We start from the raw sequence: 16,152 nt of genomic DNA on the forward strand, positions 1-16,152 counted from the left end.
GGAGGAACCTGGCGGGGGCCTGCGACGCGGCGCAGATCAGCGAGCTCCCGCAGGCAAGAGTCCCGGAGCCACGGAGCCGGGGTGGGCCGGGGTGAGGACGCAGATCGGGACTCCTGTCGCAGGGACTGCGAGGGAGAGTGCGAGTCAGTGAGGATCTGCGAGCTGGGAGCCGGAGCAGGGAGGAGCGAGGGTGTCGGAGGGAGGACATAGCCTCGGAGGATGCCGAACTCCCCGACCGCGCCCCGTGTGTCCGCGCCCGACCTGCCGCCCGTGCTGGAGCCGCGTGAAGCCGCGCGCCGGGCTGACCTCCTCGCCGCCGCGCTGGAGCTCACCGGCACCGTCGACCTCGCGTACGCCACGCTCGAGCAGTGCGCGGTGCAGGCCGACGCCGACAGCATCGACCTCACCGGGGCCACGCTCCTCGACGTCGACCTGCCCGAGCCGCGCATCGCGTCGCTCCGGCTGCGGAACGCGAGCATCCGTCGACTCCGGATCACGGGCGGCCGCATCGGGACCCTCGACCTCGGCGACGCCCGCGTGGCCGAGCTCGAGCTGCGGGACGTGCGCATCGACTACCTGAACCTGGGCGCCGCCCGCGCCGAAGACGTCGACGTCGTGGGATGCGCCGTCCGCACGATCGACATCCCGCAGGCCGAACTGATGCGTGTCCGGTTCCAGGCCACGCGCAGCGACGAGGTCGACCCCCGGGGCCTGCGCGCGAAGGACGTGGACCTCCGCGGCCTCGACGCGCTCTCCTACCTCGACGTCCAGAGCCTGCGGGGCACCACCCTCTCGTCGGTGCAGGTGCAGCAACTCGCGCCCGTGATGGCGGCCGGGCTCGGGATCACCGTCACGGACTGACGGGGCCGCTCGCCGCGAGCAGCTCCCGGGTGAACGGATGCTGCGGCGCCGCGAACACCGCCGCCGTGGGCCCCTGCTCGACGATCCGGCCGTCCTGCATGACCAGGACGTCGTCCGCGACGGCGCCGACGACGTCGAGGTCGTGGGAGACGAACACCATCGTGAGCCGCCGCTCCTCCTGCACCCGCGCGAGGAGCCGGAGCACCCGCTCCCGTACCGACGGGTCGAGAGCGGAGACGGGCTCGTCCAGCACCAGCACGTCCGGGTCCGCCGCGAGAGCCCGCGCCAGGGCCGCCCGCTGCCGCTGCCCGCCTGACAGCGCCGCCGGACGTCGTTCCACGACGCTCTCGTCGAGCCCGACCTCCGCGAGCAGCGCCGCGACCCGCATCCGACGCGCGCCGCGCGGCACCCCTCCCGCCTCCAGAGCCTCCTCCAGGGACCGCCCGACCGTCCACCGCGGGTCGAAGGCGCCGAGCGGGTTCTGGTGCACGAGCTGCACCCGTGGTGCCCCGGTCCACCGCAGCACTCCGGTGTCCGGCCTCTCGACGCCCACCAGCATCCGGGCGAGGGTCGTCTTGCCCGATCCGGATTCGCCGACGATGCCGAGCGTCCGCCCGGCGGGCACCGTGAACGACGCATCGACGACCGCGGGCACCCCGCCGAACGTCTTGGACACGTCGTCGGCGACCACCACGGCCTCCGAGGACGCCGCACGCTCCTCCCGCGGCTCGTGCATCGTCGCCGCGAGGAGCTGCCGGGTGTACGGGTGGCGAGGGGCGGCCAGCACCTCCGCGACCGGGCCGGACTCCACGATCCGGCCGTCCTTCATCACCAGCACCCGATCCGCCACTCGCCGCACCGCCGCGAAGTCGTGACTGATGAAGACCACGGCGGTGCCATCATCGGCGATCTCCCGCAGGAGCACGAGGATCCGGGCCTGCACGGTCGCGTCCAGGGCCGTGGTGGGCTCATCCGCGACGAGCACCGCGGGGTTCCCGGCCAGCGCCGAGGCGATGAGCGCGCGCTGCCGCAACCCTCCGGAGAGCTCCTGCGGACGCTGCCGTGCACGGCGGTCGGGGTCGGGCATCCACACCCGTCCGAGAAGCTCCCGCACCCGCACAGCGAGGGCCGCGCGCCCGCGCACGAGGCGGTGCAGCCACAGCGGCTCGGCGATCTCGTCCGCGATCCGTCGCAACGGGTCCAGGGATACGAGGGCGTCCTGCGACACGAGGCCGATCCCGGTTCCCCGGAGCCGCCGCCAGCCGCGCTCGGTCAGCGCGGCGGCATCCACCCCGTCAATGCGGAGCCGGTCGACGGCGACGTCGGCCGTCGACGGCGTGAGGCCGAGCAGAGCGCGAGCTGAGAGCGACTTCCCCGCCCCCGACTCCCCCACGATCGCCAGGCACTCGCCGGCATCCACCGCGAACGAGACGTCCTCCACGACGGGAGTCCCCGCGAAGGCGATCCGCAGCCCCTCGACCTCCAGCGCCGCACTCATGCGTCCCTCCCCTCCGCCCGAGCCCGGAGGATCCGACCGATCACCGTCGCGCACACCACCGTCAGCGTGATCGCGAGACCGGGGAAGACCGACACCCACCACGCCTGCCCGAGCACGTTGCGACCGCCGGCGAGCATGAGGCCCCACTCCGGAGTCGGCTCGGACGGCCCCAGGCCCAGGAAGCTCAGTCCGGCGGCGGCGAGGATGCTCGACCCGATGCCGATGGTCGCCAGCACGCTCAGCGATCCCAGCACTCCCGGGATCACGTGCCGGCGGAACGCCCGCAGCGGCGGCACGCCGAGGATGCGGGCGGCCTCGACGTGCTCCGCCACGCGGAGCGTCCGGGTCTGCACGCGGGCGAGCCGCACGTACACGGGTGCGGCCGCCAGCGTCACCGCGATGGCGATGTTCACCGGGCCCGGTCCCAGCACGGCCACCACGACGAGCGCCACCAGGAACTCCGGGAACGCCATGAGCACGTCGTTGACGCGCATGAGCGTGATGTCCACGCCCCGCGGCGACATGCCGGCGAGCGCCCCCACCAGCAGGCCGGCGGCGAGGGCGATGGCGGTGGCGAGAAGTCCGATCCCGACCGAGCGCCCCGCGCCGAACACCACGCGGGAGTACACGTCGCGGCCGCTCTGATCGGTGCCGAAGGGGTGCTCGGCACTCGGCGGCAGCAGAGCGGCCCGCACCTCGGTCTGCAGCGGATCGTGCGTGGCGAGCAGCCCCGGCCAGAGGGCGGCGACGGCGACCACGACCAGCACGACCGCGGCGGAGCCCAGCAGGAACCGCTGCCCCCGACTCATCGGACGACTCCCGGTCGGGAGGAGGCGGCGACGCGGGGGTCGATCAGCGGATGCACGAGCTCCACCACCACGTTGATGACGACGAAGACGAGAGCGCTCAGCAGGATGATCCCGGTGAGGACGGGGAGATCCCGGTCGTTGATGGCGGCGAGAGTGACCCGCCCCAGGCCGGGCCGGGCGAACACGGTCTCGACGAGAACCGCGCCCCCGAGGACCGAGCCGGTGAGATAGGCCGCGAGGGTGACCGCCGACGCGGCGCCGTGCCGCACCCCGTGCCGCAGCGTGAACCAGGTCGGCCCGGCGCCCCGCGCGCGGACCGTCTCCGCGAACGGCATCCGCTCCGCCTGCATCAACCCGTCGCGCAGCACCTGGCTGAGCAGCGCCGCGACCGGGAGGGCGAGCGTGATCGCCGGCAGGACGATGGTCGCCGGATTGCGGGTGCCCGAGACGGGGAACCACCCCAGTCCGAACGCGAAGACGCTGAGCAGCAGCAGCCCGATCCAGAACACCGGCGAGGAGAGCACCACGAGCTCGACGCCGGCGGCGACGGTACGCCCGACACGGCCCCGCACGAAGACCGCGACCGCGAGGGCGAGGACGACGGCGATCCCCAGCGCCAGGGCCGAGAGCTGCACGGTCGCGCCGAGCTGCCGTCCGATGACCTCGGTCACCGGCAGCCGCAGCTGGTACGACTCGCCGAGGTCGCCGCGGGCGAGCTGCCCGATGAAGCCGACGTACTGCTCCAGCGGCGGACGGTCGAGCCCGAGATCGGCGCGGATGCCGTCCTTGACGACCTCGCTCACCTGCGCCTGCGGCCCCAGCATCACCGAGACCGGGTCGCCGGGGATCACCCGGAAGGCCAGGAACGCGACCGTCGCGGCGCCCCACAGCACGATGACCACCGAGGCGACGAGCCCGAGGGCACGGCCGAGCACCGCCTTCACGGTTCGATCACTCCGCCCGCTCCCTCGAAACGACGGCCGCCGGATGTCAGCCGAGGCTCACATCGTAGAAGAGCGGCCGCCCGTAGAGGTCGTAGTCCAGACCCTGCACACGTTCGCCGACCGCCGTGATCGCCGAGGGGCTGTAGAGCGGGACGATGGCCGTGTACTCCGCGTTCCACTGCTGCAGCTGCGTGTAGAGCTCGTTGCGGGCGTCCTGATCACTCGACGCGACGGCCTCTTCCAGGAGCGCGTCGATCTCCGGATCGCTCACCTGCGAGGCGTTCTGGAAGCCGTCGGTGTGCAGGTGCGCACGGAGGAAGTCGGCGTCCACGCCGGAGAAGCCCCAGTCGGTGAGGTCGAACGTCTTCGGCTCGTACTGGGCGTTGTAGGCGCCGGGCTCCAGCTCCTCGCGCTGCACCTCGAAGCCGATGGCCTTGAGGTCCGACTGGATCGCGTTGGCCAGCGCCGCGCGGTCGTCCGGGACCGGGGTCCAGGCGATCCACCGCACGGACAGGCGCTCGCCGTCCTTCATGCGGATGCCGTCGGCGTCGCGCTCCGTCCACCCGGCCTCGTCGAGCAGGGCGTTCGCGGCGTCCTGATCGAACGGCCAGGAGTCCTCCAGCGACGCGTCGTAGCCCGGGGTCGTGCTGCCGAGGATGCTCCATGCCCGCGGGAACTGCCCGAAGTAGATCTCCTCGACCGCCGCGTCGACGTCGATGCCGCGGGCGAACGCCTGCCGCACCTTCTCGTCGGCGAAGACGCCGTACTTCTCGTTCAGGTAGAGCGAGTAGGGCAGTCCGGGGTACTCCACCGAGTCGACCGTAACGTCGGCGTCGTCCAGACCGGCGACCTGGTTCGGCGGGATGTTGCTGGCGAGGTCGGCCTCCCCGCTCTCGATCACTCCGGTACGCACCGACGCCTCCGGCTGGATCTGCACGCGCAGCGTCTCGAACGCCGGCGCCTTCGCCTCGTGCGGACCCCAGGCGTAGTCGTCGTTGCGCGTGTAGACGATCTCCTGGTCTGCGGTGTACTCGGTGAGCACGAAGGGTCCGGTGCCGACCGTGACGTCGGGGCCGCCCGCCTTGAGCTTGTCGGCCGACTCGGCCAGCACTGCCGGCGAGTAGAAGCCGAGCTGCGGGGTGCTGGCCGCCTGCAGGAACGGCGCATACGGCTGCGTGAACGAGACCTTCACCGTGTGGTCGTCGACGACCTCGGTGCCGTCGTAGAAGTCCGCACCGAGCATGTTCGCCGCCTGAGCCGAGGCGGTCTCCGGGTCGACGATCCGGTCGAAGTTCGCCTTGACGGCCTCCGCGTCGAACGGCTCGCCGTCGGTGAAGGTCACATCGTCGCGCAGCGTGAACGTGTACTCCGTGCTGTCCGGCGAGACGTCCCAGCTCTTCGCGAGCCACGGGCTGAACGTGCCGTCGTCCTCCTGGAAGACCAGGGAGTCGAGCACCGCCCGCTGCACCATGCCGGAGACGTCGAGCTGGCTCACCTGCGGGTCCATGTGCCCGGCGGACAGGTTCGCGCCCTCGATCGACCACACGAGCTCACCGCCGTCGCTCTCCGTGGACGGGCCGGCGCACGCGCTCAGCACCAGGGCGGTGGCGGCGGCGAGCGCGGCGAAGGGCAGGAGGCGACGCACAGGGGTGGCGGGCATGAGGATTCCTCAGAATGGACGGGTCGGGATGTCTCCATCCTAGGGCGGTTTTTTGGACCCGGTCGATCTGTGCCGTCCCGGGATCAGGGGGACGGCAGGATGATCCGGTGTCGCTCTGCGGCCCCGGCCCCTTCCCCCGCGACACGTGTCCGCCCTGGCGCGACGACCGCCGCGCTCACCCCCTGCACGCGAGGCTCCGGCAGCCCGACCAGCCGCACGTCGACGAGAAGGTCGCCGCGGTTCCCCGCGATCCGCCAGCGCAGCTCGGCCTCCGTCGCCGCGGCCACCACGCGATCCGGGAACGGGGCCTGCTCTGCGCGGAATCCGCCGATCTCCTGGACGTGTGCCGCCAGCCGGGCATCGCGGACGTCGGCCGGGATGTCGTCGAGCACATGGTCGGCGAGGAACGGGTACGTGGCGGCAGGCCCTCCGGAGCGGATCGCGGTATCGAGAGCCTGCGCGGCGGCGACCGTCTCCGCCCACGGGTGCAGGACCGCGGCGGGGGCGTCCGTCCGTTCGAGCAGCTGCTGGAGCGCGGCGCCTGCGATCCGCCGGGCGCCGAACTCGTCGGAGTTCCCGAAGGCCACGACGCCGACGCCGGTGGCGGCGTGCCAGCGCATGTGCGCCGAGAATCCGGGAAGACCGCCGGAGTGCTGCACGACCCGCCCGAACCGCCGGTCGTCTTCGACGAAGAGGCCGTAGCCGTAGCCGGCCCCCGCGAGATCGCGCCCGTCGAACATCGCCGACGGCACCGGGATGGGGGTGCGGGCCTGCTGCAGCTCCCGTCGCGACGCCGGAGCCAGCACGGCGGGCGCCAGCGGGTCGTCGGTGAAGGCCGAGCCGAGGAACCACATCCATCTCGCGATGTCGTCGACGGTGCTGAACATGCTGCCGATGCAGCCGAGCGCGCCGGAACCCACGAACGGCTCGGGGCGGAACGTGGTGCCGTCGTCGAACGTCCGGAACCCACCGGCCAGCGTCTCGGGCGCGTAGCCGTCCGCCCCGTGCGCCGTCCGGCGCAGTCCGAGGGGCTCGAGCAGGGTCTCCCGGATGACGTCCTCCACGGCCCGCCCCGTCACCGCTTCCACGACGCGGCCGAGCAGCGACTGGCCGAGGTTGGAGTACTGGTAGACGGTTCCCGGCGCGGCCGCGAGCCGCACCCCACCCGCGAAGAGCGCCGCGATCTCCGCGCGGGAGGCGCCGAGATGGCGGTCCACCCAGGCGTTGTCCTCCCCCAGACCGGACCGGTTGGAGAGCAGCAGGTCGCCGGTGACCTCGACGTCGGCGCCCCGATACTGCAGCCGGACCTCCGGCAGGTAGGTGCGGATCGGCGCGTGGAGGTCGAGCAGGCCGCGGTCGCGCAACGAGAGCACGGTGGCGGCCAGGAAGCTCTTGGACATCGACGCGATGCGGAAGACGGTGTCCCGCGTCGTCGGGGCCTCATCGGCGCGGGGATGGCCGTGGGTGAGCACTGCGCGGACGCTTCCCCGTTCGGCCACCGCGGCGATGGCGGCCGGGGCGGCACGACGCGCGCGCTCGTCCAGGCCGTGGCGGAGTGCCTCCGCGGCGGTCTCCTCCGTGACGAGGAGATCCGCATCCTTCCCGGTCATGCGGGGACCCCGGCGCGCACCTCGTCGGCGAAGGCCTCGATGAGCGCGCGGCTGGCCGCGGTGTTGTGATCGTGCACGCGCTCGGCGGCGGCGATGAGGGCGGGAAGCGAGCGTCCCTCTCCCCGCAGTGCCGCGTCGTCCCAACGCGCGAGGTCGGCCGCGGACGCCTCGGGATGGAACTGCACGCCCCGCACCCGAGCCCCCAGCCGGAAGGCCTGGTTCTCGACGGCGGCGCTCGTCGCCAGCAGCACCGCCGCGGATGGCAGCCGCGTGATCATGTCCTGGTGGTTCTCGATCATCGGAGCCTCATCGCCGAGGGCCGCGAACAGGGCGTCGGCACGTCCCGCCGCGGTGGGGCGGATGGGGGTCGCGCCACGTTCGATGGGTCCGGTCTTCTCGGCGACCTCGCCGCCGGCCACGTGGGCGAGCAGCTGACCGCCCAGGCAGATACCGAGGGTGGGGAGGTCACGGTCGATGGCCTCCGCGGCGAGCGCGCGCTCGGCGGCGAGCCACGGCGCGCGGTGATCGTCGTCCGGCATGAGCCCGCCGCCCAGCATGACGAGTCCGGCGTAGCCGTCCAGGGAGGTGGGCAGCGGCTGCTCGGCTCCCACGATCTCATCGACGTCGATTGCCTTCTCCCGCAGCCAGGTGCCGAGGCGGCGCGGGCCGGAGCTCGCGGAGTTCACGATCACGAGGACGCGCGGGGTCACAGCGCCCCCTCCCGGATCGTCGTGTCGACCGCGGGAGCGAGCGCGGCCGCGGCGGGCTCTCCTGCACTGCCCGCGAGAAAGGCCTCGTGGTCGGGGTCCGACGCCTCCAGCACCCGGAGGACGTTCTCGTGCGCCAGGGCCCGGAGGTCGTCCTCCGACCAGCCTCGACGCCGCAGCTCGGCGAACAGCGCCGGGTACCCCGAGACGTCGCCGAGACCGTCCGGCATCGCATCGGAGCCGTCGTAGTCGGCGCCGATCCCGACCGCCTGTGCGCCGGCCACGCGACGCACGTGGTCCAGGTGATCGGCGACGTCCGCGACGCCGACGCGCGGCGCCTCTCCTTCTCCGCCGGCTTCCCACCAGTCGCGGCGGCCCTGCGAGACGAACGTGGGGACGAAGGGCACCATCACGACGCCGCCCTGCGCGCCGATCGCGGCGAGCACGTCGTCCGGCACGTTGCGGGGGTGGTCGCACAGGGCGAAAGCGCCGGAGTGGCTGACCATCACCGGGCGGGTCGTGATCTCCAGAGCATGCCGCATGGTCGTCGGAGCGACGTGCGAGAGGTCGACGAGCACACCGATGCGGTTCATCTCACGCACCACCTCGCGTCCGAAGTCCGTCAGGCCGCCGTGGCGCGCCTCGTCGGTCGCGGAGTCCGCCCAGGCGATCGTCCGCGACCAGGTGAGCGTCAGGTACCGCGCGCCGAGACGCGCGAACTGCCGCAGCACGGCCAGCGATCCGCCGAGCTGGTCGCCGCCCTCGATGCCGATGAGCGAGGCGATCCGCCCCTCCGCCATCGCCGCACGCACGTCGGCCGCCGTCCGAGCGATCGCGAAGCGCTGCGGGTGGGCGTCGACGAGGCGGTGCACGAAGTCGATCTGCTCGAGCGTGGCCACCACCTGCTCCGCCCCCTCCAGCACGGGATCGACCCAGACCGACCAGAACTGGCCGGCGACCCCGCCCGCGGTCAGCCGCGGCAGATCGGTCTGCGTGGCCGTCACCGGGCCGGAGAGCTCCGCGACCCGGTAGCCGAGCAGCGTCCTGCTCGCCCAGGCGAGGTCGTTGTGGCCGTCGATCACCCGATCGATCGGCAGGTCCGCGTCGACCATCTCAGTCCTCTCGTCCATCCAGCACCGCGTTCATCCGCGCGGTGAGCACCGGGTCCACGGCGCGCGCGACACCGTCCAGCTCCCGCACGGGCACCGCACCGCGGGTGCTGGAGCAGAGCCAGAGGGCGTCCGCCCGCTCCAGATCGTCCCGCATCATCGGACCGACGCGGGAGGGCACCTCGGCGAGTCCCGCGAAGACGTCGGCCTGGGTCGTCCCGGGGAGCACCCCGTGCTCGGGCGGTGGCGTGACCAGCGTCCCGTCGAGCCGCGCGATCAGCGTCGACCGCGGCCCTTCGAGGACGAACCCGTCGGCGCTGACGAAGACGACATCGTCCGCACCTCGGCTCCGTGCCTCCCGCAGGGCCGCCTGGTTCACGGCGTACGCGAGGGACTTCGCTCCCTGCAGCAGCCAAGGCGCGGTCTCCATGACGTCGTGCCGGTACCCGCGGTCGAGCACCACCGCGGAGACGCCCCGCGCGCGGACGGCCTCCGGGTCCTCTGCCGCGAAGCCGAGCACCCACCCCGTCGGTCCGGCCGGGTCGATCTCGTCCCCGCGGGTCATCGCGAACTTGATCGAGGCGATCTCCCCGTCGCGGAGCACTCCGGGGCGGGAGACCTCGGCGGCCGCGCGGCGCACCGCCCGTGCCCACAGCTCTCGGCCTGGCGCGGGCAGCCCCAGGAGCTGCGCCGAACGCTCCAGCCGCGCGAGATGCGCCTCCAGCGCCTGCGGCCTGTCCCCGCGCACCACGGCGGTCTCGAACACGCCGTCGCCGCGGGTGACGCCGAGGTCGGTCGCCCGGATGATCGGCTCCCGTGGATCGACGGGGTGGATCTCGTCCTCCGCGGCTTCGACGGCGAGATCGAGCCGGTACAGCAGCAGTGCACGCATGGGATTCCGCTCTCGCAGGTTCGGGGTCGGTCAGCCCGCGGTCAGGACGGCCTCGGGGGCCTCGGCCGCGGAGGAGTCGAAGACGCGGGACGCGTCACGGGCGATGCGCTCGGCGAGCACCTCGTGTCCGATGCCCGGTCCGGTGGGGACCGTCACGCGACCGGCGACGGCGGTCACCGGAGGCGCGATGATGTCGGACTCGTAGTACTTGTCCGATCCCGACACATCCGACGGCAGCAGGAAGCCGGGCAGGGACGACAGCGCGACGTTCGCAGCCCGCCCGACGCCGAACTCGTGCATCCCGCCGCACCACACGGGGATGCCCGCGTCCTGCGCAACGTCGTGCGCGGCGCGGGCGACGGTGAGCCCGCCCATCCGCGACACCTTGATGTTGAGGACCCGCCCTGCACCCAACCGGATCATGGTCCGCAGGTCGCCGAGGTCGACGACCGACTCGTCCAGGCACACGTCCGTGTCGAGCCGCGCCTGCAGATCGGCGTGGGCCACGAGATCCCGCGGCGCGAAGGGCTGCTCGATCATGGTCAGCGCCTCGCGATCCAGGCGCGCGAACACCGCGGCCGCCCGCTCGTCATCGGCGTAGGCGCCGTTCGCGTCCACGTGGAGATCGAGGTCGGGGTAGGCGCCGCGCACCGCACGCACCGGCTCGACATCCCATCCCGGAGCGATCTTGAGCTTGACGCGGGGGTAGCCGGCGGCGCGCTGCACCTCCACCTGCGCGAGCAGCTCGTCGATCGACGGCTCGATGCCCAACGACACCCCCGCGACGACCTCGTCGCGCGTCCCGCCCAGGGCCGCGGCGAGCGCAACCCCCCGCCGCCGGGAGGCCAGGTCCCACACCGCGCCGGAGAACCCGGCCTTCGCGAACTCGTGCCCGCGGACCCGCGCCCACGACGCCTCCAGCTCCGCCGGCTCCTCCCCCTCGGCACGGAGCAGCGCGGGCACGAGGTACCGCGTGGCGATCTCCCACGCGGTGACCGTGGTCTCCGCACCGTAGAACGGATCGCTCGGGGACGCGATCTCCCCCCAGCCCGTCCGGCCGTCGGCATCGGTGACCTCGACGAGCACGTGCTCGATGCCGGATTTGCGGTGCGAGCTCGTCTCGAAGCTGTGACGCAGCGGCTGGCGCAGGGCGAACAGCCGGACGCGGACGACCCTCACGCGTCCTCCTCAGGGCGGGGCCGCGCGGTCTCGGGGCCGTAGAGACCCAGGCGGGCCACCAGCCGGTCGCGTTCGGCCAGCCGCCGACGCGCTCCCTTCGCGCTCGCCGTGGTGAGCGCGCTCAGCAGGTGGCACACCGCCGCGACCGGGGTCGGCGAATCGGCGTACGACGCCGATCCCGTGCGCACCCGGATGAGCGAGGTCGCGATGGATGCGAGCGGCGCGTCCTCGCTGTCGGTGATCACGACGAGCTGACCGCCCGCCTCGCGGAAGAGCCGCCCGAGCCGCACCGTCTCCTCGCGGTAGCGCCGCAGGGAGAACGCGATGAGCACGTCGCTGGCCCGGACGTCGGTGAGCACAGTGAGCGGCTGCAGCGCGTGCCCGTCGACGAGGAACACGTTCGACAGCGTCGCCGAGAGATCCGCGTTGAGCAGCTGCGCGTAGGCCGCCGCCTTGCCCTCGCCGGCGACGTACCGTCGCCGGGCACCGAGCAGCAGCGCCGCGGCCTGCGGCACCTGAGCCGAGCGGCTGAGCTCCTCGAAGGTCTGCGCGAGCGTGCGCTGCTCGGTCTCGATGATCCGCGCCTGGATGCTCTCGGCGGAGAGGTTGGTGCGGATGCGCTCGCCGTAGCGGTCTCGCGGAGAGACGAGGTCGCGATCCTCCTGGTCGTGGTCGTTCATGCCGTGCCCTCCCGAGGTGTCGCGCGGTAGACCGCCGTGTCGTCGTCGAGGCGCGTGGCCCCGACGAGGACGTCCCCGCGGCAGAATGCCGCGGTCATCGTCCGCTCCAGATCCCGCCGGAGCGCCGCGCGCTCCTCGACGTCGAGGTCGCCGGGACGGGTTGGGATCGCGATCCAGGTGCCGCCGTCCGCCGCCGCGGCCCGCCCCCAGTCGTCCGGCCCGAGCACGGGCGGGACGGGAAGGGACCGGCGGGAAGGCCGGTCGGCAGCGTCCAGGTCCCACGAGACCACCAGGCGGTCGGTGTCGGGGCGGGCGTAGTAGTCCCGCTCGTAGGCGATGCCGACGGCCCCGAGGGAACTCAGGTTGAAATGGGCATTGCGCGAGAGCAGCGGATCGAACGTCCACCGCATCGTCCGCTGCCCCCAGCGCAGGGCCACGGCACGCTGCGCGAGCTTGAGCGCCTGGCCGACGCCGCGTCCCTGGTGCGCGGCATCGACGGCGGCCGCCTGCGAGTAGTGGAAGGACGCGCCGGTGGTGTCACAGCCGGCGAACCCGTACGCGAACCCGATCAGCTCTCCGTCGTCGGCGAAGGCGCCGACCGCGGAACCGCCGTTGCGGGCGAGGGCGGTGAGCAGGTTGGCGTTGAGGGCGTACTCGTTCTCCGTGTATGCGAAGACGCGGGCGTACAGCGCGGCGGCCTCACGGAACTCGGTGTACCGGGTGAGTTCGCGGCAGCCGTGGGCGACACCGGCGGCCACCGAAGAATGAGGCACGATACGTTTCCTAAGATCGAAGAGTCCTGCTGCTTTGAGCGATGTTATCGGCGGGTTGCGGGGCGATCAAGGGGCAAGATACGGTTCGTAACCGTGACGACTCTCTCGGCAGTGCGCGACGGGGACCATCCTTCCGACGACATCATCGCACTCGTGCGCGAACTCGTGCTGATCGAGACGCCGAGCCGCGACACAGAGGCGAGCGCCCGCATCGCCGACCTGCTGTCCGCCTGGTTCGCCGGCGTCGGCGGCAGCGTCCAGCGGATCCCGCACGAGCTCGGGACGGATCTCGTCATCGACGTCCCCGGTACCGGAGACCCGGTTCTCCTCATCGGCCACACCGATACCGTGTGGCCGGTCGGCACCCTGGCGGACGACCTGCCGTGGACCGAGGACGGGGATGTCGTGCGCGGCCCCGGCGCCTACGACATGAAGGCCGGCATCGTGGTGATGCTCGGGGCCCTGCGGCACCTGCAGTCCGTGCCGCTCGAACAGCGGCGCGCCGTGCGGATCGTGCTCGTCGCGGACGAGGAGATCGGCTCCCCCGTCTCGGGCCCCCTGCTCGCGGAACGGGCCAGGGGCGCGTCCTGCGCCATCGGATTCGAGTCCCCGCATCCCGACGGCGCCCTCAAGGTCGGCCGCCGCGGCAGTGCCCGGGTGCGCATCGCCGTCACCGGCCGCGCGGCCCACGCCGCACTCGATCCCGAGCACGGCGTCTCGGCGATCGACGAGCTCGTGGACCAGCTCCTCCTGGCCCGCGCGATCGTGGCCGACCCGGAGCTTCCGAGTCCGGTGCTGTGCAACGTCGGCGTCATCGACGGCGGCGCGAGGACCAACGTGGTGCCGGCGCACGCGGCGGCCGAGATCGGCCTCCGCTTCCGAGACCCGGACAGCGAGCAGCGCGTCCTCACCGCCCTCCAGGAACTGGCGCCGGTGCGCCCCGGCGCCCGCCTCGAGGTCGCCGTGCTGAGCGCCCGGCCCGCCTGGCAGGCCTCGGCGGAGGACACCGACCTCCTCGCCCGGATCGCCGCGGCCGGCGCCGCACTCGGCCAGCACGTCGACGGCCGCCCCGCGGCCGGCGCGGGCGACACGAACCTCCTCGGCGGAAAGGGTCTGCCGACCGTCGACGGCTTCGGCCCCCGGGGCGGCGGTGCGCATGCGCTGGACGAGCACTTCCTGCGCTCCTCCCTGCACGAACGCATCGCGCTCCTGCGTGCCGTGCTCACCGTCCCGGCGGAGTGACGATACGATTCCGGTTCGCGCGCCCGACCCGAACCGGCCCGAGATACGTTCCGGATGTCCGCGTCGAGAAGTCATCCTTCGCTCCCGTCATCCCGATGCGCGAATCCTGGCATCCGCGTGTTTCCGCTGTGTTACACCCGCTCGACGGCCCGCGTTCTTTCGGATCCGCGCGATTTTTCTTGCGCGATACGCATCGAATGTCTTGACCACAGGGCCGTCTTCCGCTTGCATGGTCAGCACCGACCCGGCTTCACTGTGGATCCGGGCGGCGCCCGAAGGGACCTTCCATGCGTCTTGCCCCCCGCTCCAGAACCGTGCGAAGTCTGACCGCCGCCGCGATCGCCTCCGCGCTCCTCCTCGCCGCTCCGGTCGGTGCCGCTCAGGCGCAGTCCGTCAGCGCCGCCACCGAATCCCCGGCCTCCGACACGACGCTCCGGATCGCCACCTCCGGGTTCGTGGACACGTTCAACCCGTTCATCTCGATCTACCTGACGCCGACGAACATCATCCGGTACGTCTACGAGTCGCTCGTGCAGAACGACGCCGAGGACGGCTCCCCCACGAAGGGCCTCGCCGACAGCTGGGAGGCGACCGACGGTGGTCAGACGTGGACCTTCACCCTCCAGGACGACCTCGTCTGGTCGGACGGCGAGCCCATCACCTCCGCCGATGTGAAGTACACGTACGACCAGATGATGACGGTGCCCGCCCTCGGCACCGCCAACGGCAACCTCGTCTCCAACTTCGACACCGTCGAGACCCCCGACGACAAGACCGTCGTGATCACCCTGAAGACCCCGCAGGCCCCGAACCCCGGCTCGGAGATCCCGATCGTCCCGAAGCACATCTGGGAGGAGGTCGACGACCCGACGACCTTCACCAACGACGCCGACGTGGTCGGCTCCGGCCCGTTCGTCCTCGACAGCTACTCGGCCAACCAGTCCATCGTGCTGAAGGCGAACGAGAACTTCTGGCGGGGCGCCCCCAAGATCGACGCGATCCAGTACGTGTACTACACGAACTCGGACGCCCAGGTGCAGGCGCTCAAGGCGGGCGACGTCGACCTCGTCACGGGCCTCACCCCCACCCAGTTCTCGGCACTCGAGGGCGTCGACGGCATCACCACGCACTCCGGTGAGGGCCGCCGCTACCACTCGATCAGCATCAACGTCGGTCAGCAGACCCGCGACAACGTGCCCTACGGCACCGGCAACGCCGCGCTGAAGGAGCTCGAGGTGCGCCAGGCCATCCGTCTCGGCACCGACACGGCCACCCTCCTCGACAAGGTCCTGGACGGCGAGGGCACGCTCGCGACGAGCTTCATCCCGGCGTCCTTCCCGAAGTGGCACCTGTCGGACGACGACGACGTGATCGTGGGCTTCGACCCCGAGGCCGCGCAGGCGAAGCTCGACGAGGCGGGCTGGGTCCCCGGCGCGGACGGCATCCGCGAGAAGGACGGCCAGAGCCTGAGCCTGCGCCTGCTGACGGACGCGGACGACGCGAACGAGCAGTCCATCTCCGACTTCTTCGTCCCGTGGATGAAGGACATCGGCATCGAGATCACGGTCGAGTCCACCGACTCCGACACGATCAGCGCGAAGGCCACCTCCGGCGACTACGACCTGTACTTCAGCGGCTGGTCGGTCAACCCCGACCCCGACTACCAGCTGGGCATCAACACCTGCATGAACCTGCCGACCGCGACCGACGGCACCGGCGGCACCACGCAGGACGGGTACTGCAACCCGGAGTTCGACGAGATGTACGCCGCGCAGCGCTCCGAGATCGACGCGGAGAAGCGCCAGGAGATCGTGCACGACATGCTCGCGCTGAACTACACCGACACCGCGCAGGTCGCCACCTGGTACGCCAACTCGCTGGAGGCCTACCGCTCCGACCGCTTCACGGGCTTCACGCTGCAGCCGAAGGACGGCGGCATCATCGCCAACCAGGCCGGCTACTGGGGCTACCTCACCGTCGAGCCCGTCGAGGGCGCGACCGCCGGCGGCACCGGCACGAACACCGGACTCCTCATCGGAGGCATCGTCGTGGGGGTGGTCATCATCGGAGGGCTCATCTTCTTCCTGATCCGTCGCCGCAACATCGCCGACGTCGAATGAGTCCGGCGAGACGCCGCGGGTGGCGGGCCTCCGCCCCCGCGGCGTCTCCCGGTCCGCTGTAAGGAGAC

The 16,152-nt window shown here is 72.1% G+C and carries 14 protein-coding genes; 3 read left to right on the plus strand and 11 right to left on the minus strand.

Features of this window, described 5'->3' with window-relative positions:
* The first annotated feature begins 219 nt into the window (after positions 1-219).
* Positions 220-861 carry a pentapeptide repeat-containing protein gene (locus C6C15_RS10045; RefSeq protein ID WP_060921673.1) on the plus strand — a complete coding sequence of 214 codons (642 nt, stop codon included), beginning with the start codon at positions 220-222 and terminating at the stop codon, positions 859-861.
* Here the strand turns inward: C6C15_RS10045 and C6C15_RS10050 are convergent.
* The 11 genes from C6C15_RS10050 to C6C15_RS17085 form a co-directional block, all read right to left on the minus strand.
* On the minus strand, positions 851-2,359 hold the full coding sequence (locus C6C15_RS10050; protein ID WP_105949988.1) for an ATP-binding cassette domain-containing protein: 1,509 nt from the start codon (positions 2,357-2,359) through the stop codon (positions 851-853). The genes C6C15_RS10045 and C6C15_RS10050 overlap by 11 nt on opposite strands.
* Positions 2,356-3,168 (minus strand): ABC transporter permease, encoded by an 813-nt coding sequence (locus tag C6C15_RS10055; protein WP_105949989.1) that lies wholly within the window; start codon positions 3,166-3,168, stop codon positions 2,356-2,358. The genes C6C15_RS10050 and C6C15_RS10055 overlap by 4 nt, the downstream gene beginning before the upstream one ends.
* A complete protein-coding gene (locus C6C15_RS10060; protein WP_105949990.1) occupies positions 3,165-4,112 on the minus strand; it encodes an ABC transporter permease in 948 nt (315 codons plus the stop codon). The genes C6C15_RS10055 and C6C15_RS10060 overlap by 4 nt, the downstream gene beginning before the upstream one ends.
* 46 nt (positions 4,113-4,158) lie before the next feature.
* Positions 4,159-5,772: an ABC transporter substrate-binding protein gene (locus tag C6C15_RS10065; protein ID WP_105949991.1), complete on the minus strand. Its 1,614-nt coding sequence runs from the start codon at positions 5,770-5,772 to the stop codon at positions 4,159-4,161.
* An 83-nt stretch (positions 5,773-5,855) separates the two neighbouring features.
* Positions 5,856-7,382: a serine hydrolase domain-containing protein gene (locus tag C6C15_RS10070; protein ID WP_105949992.1), complete on the minus strand. Its 1,527-nt coding sequence runs from the start codon at positions 7,380-7,382 to the stop codon at positions 5,856-5,858.
* Positions 7,379-8,092, minus strand: coding sequence for a type 1 glutamine amidotransferase (locus C6C15_RS10075; RefSeq protein ID WP_105949993.1), 714 nt, complete (start codon positions 8,090-8,092; stop codon positions 7,379-7,381). Before C6C15_RS10075 ends, C6C15_RS10070 begins: the two co-directional genes overlap by 4 nt.
* Entirely contained in the window at positions 8,089-9,219 is a 1,131-nt protein-coding gene (locus tag C6C15_RS10080; protein WP_082749994.1) for a dipeptidase, read from the minus strand. Before C6C15_RS10080 ends, C6C15_RS10075 begins: the two co-directional genes overlap by 4 nt.
* Positions 9,203-10,090: an aminotransferase class IV gene (locus tag C6C15_RS10085; RefSeq protein WP_105949994.1), complete on the minus strand. Its 888-nt coding sequence runs from the start codon at positions 10,088-10,090 to the stop codon at positions 9,203-9,205. The genes C6C15_RS10080 and C6C15_RS10085 overlap by 17 nt, the downstream gene beginning before the upstream one ends.
* Before the next feature lie 30 nt (positions 10,091-10,120).
* On the minus strand, positions 10,121-11,269 hold the full coding sequence (gene menC, locus C6C15_RS10090; protein WP_105949995.1) for an o-succinylbenzoate synthase: 1,149 nt from the start codon (positions 11,267-11,269) through the stop codon (positions 10,121-10,123).
* The gene (locus C6C15_RS10095) at positions 11,266-11,949 is read right to left on the minus strand and encodes a MurR/RpiR family transcriptional regulator (protein ID WP_105949996.1); all 684 of its coding nucleotides are present in this window, start codon (positions 11,947-11,949) and stop codon (positions 11,266-11,268) included. Before C6C15_RS10095 ends, menC begins: the two co-directional genes overlap by 4 nt.
* Positions 11,946-12,722, minus strand: a complete 777-nt coding sequence (locus tag C6C15_RS17085; RefSeq protein WP_158698541.1) for a GNAT family N-acetyltransferase — start codon at positions 12,720-12,722, stop codon at positions 11,946-11,948. The genes C6C15_RS10095 and C6C15_RS17085 overlap by 4 nt, the downstream gene beginning before the upstream one ends.
* 93 nt (positions 12,723-12,815) lie before the next feature.
* Between C6C15_RS17085 and C6C15_RS10105 the strand changes: the two genes are divergently transcribed.
* Together C6C15_RS10105 and C6C15_RS10110 are read left to right on the plus strand one after the other, a co-directional pair.
* A complete protein-coding gene (locus C6C15_RS10105; RefSeq protein ID WP_105949998.1) occupies positions 12,816-13,964 on the plus strand; it encodes a M20/M25/M40 family metallo-hydrolase in 1,149 nt (382 codons plus the stop codon).
* 314 nt (positions 13,965-14,278) lie between these two features.
* Entirely contained in the window at positions 14,279-16,084 is a 1,806-nt protein-coding gene (locus C6C15_RS10110) for an ABC transporter substrate-binding protein (protein ID WP_234024122.1), read from the plus strand.
* The last annotated feature ends 68 nt before the right edge of the window (positions 16,085-16,152 follow it).

The sequence above is a fragment of the Microbacterium sp. str. 'China' genome (assembly GCF_002993305.1).
In the GTDB taxonomy this organism is placed as follows: Bacteria; Actinomycetota; Actinomycetes; order Actinomycetales; family Microbacteriaceae; genus Microbacterium; species Microbacterium paraoxydans.

Excerpts from the sequence above, each read along its gene's own strand:
- C6C15_RS10045 (WP_060921673.1), top strand. The coding sequence starts at position 220 with ATGCCGAACTCCCCGACCGCGCCCCGTGTGTCCGCGCCCGACCTGCCG.
- C6C15_RS10050 (WP_105949988.1), bottom strand. The coding sequence starts at position 2,359 with ATGAGTGCGGCGCTGGAGGTCGAGGGGCTGCGGATCGCCTTCGCGGGG.
- C6C15_RS10055 (WP_105949989.1), bottom strand. The coding sequence starts at position 3,168 with ATGAGTCGGGGGCAGCGGTTCCTGCTGGGCTCCGCCGCGGTCGTGCTG.
- C6C15_RS10065 (WP_105949991.1), bottom strand. The coding sequence starts at position 5,772 with ATGCCCGCCACCCCTGTGCGTCGCCTCCTGCCCTTCGCCGCGCTCGCC.
- C6C15_RS10070 (WP_105949992.1), bottom strand. The coding sequence starts at position 7,382 with ATGACCGGGAAGGATGCGGATCTCCTCGTCACGGAGGAGACCGCCGCG.
- C6C15_RS10080 (WP_082749994.1), bottom strand. The coding sequence starts at position 9,219 with ATGGACGAGAGGACTGAGATGGTCGACGCGGACCTGCCGATCGATCGG.
- C6C15_RS10085 (WP_105949994.1), bottom strand. The coding sequence starts at position 10,090 with ATGCGTGCACTGCTGCTGTACCGGCTCGATCTCGCCGTCGAAGCCGCG.
- C6C15_RS10095 (WP_105949996.1), bottom strand. The coding sequence starts at position 11,949 with ATGAACGACCACGACCAGGAGGATCGCGACCTCGTCTCTCCGCGAGAC.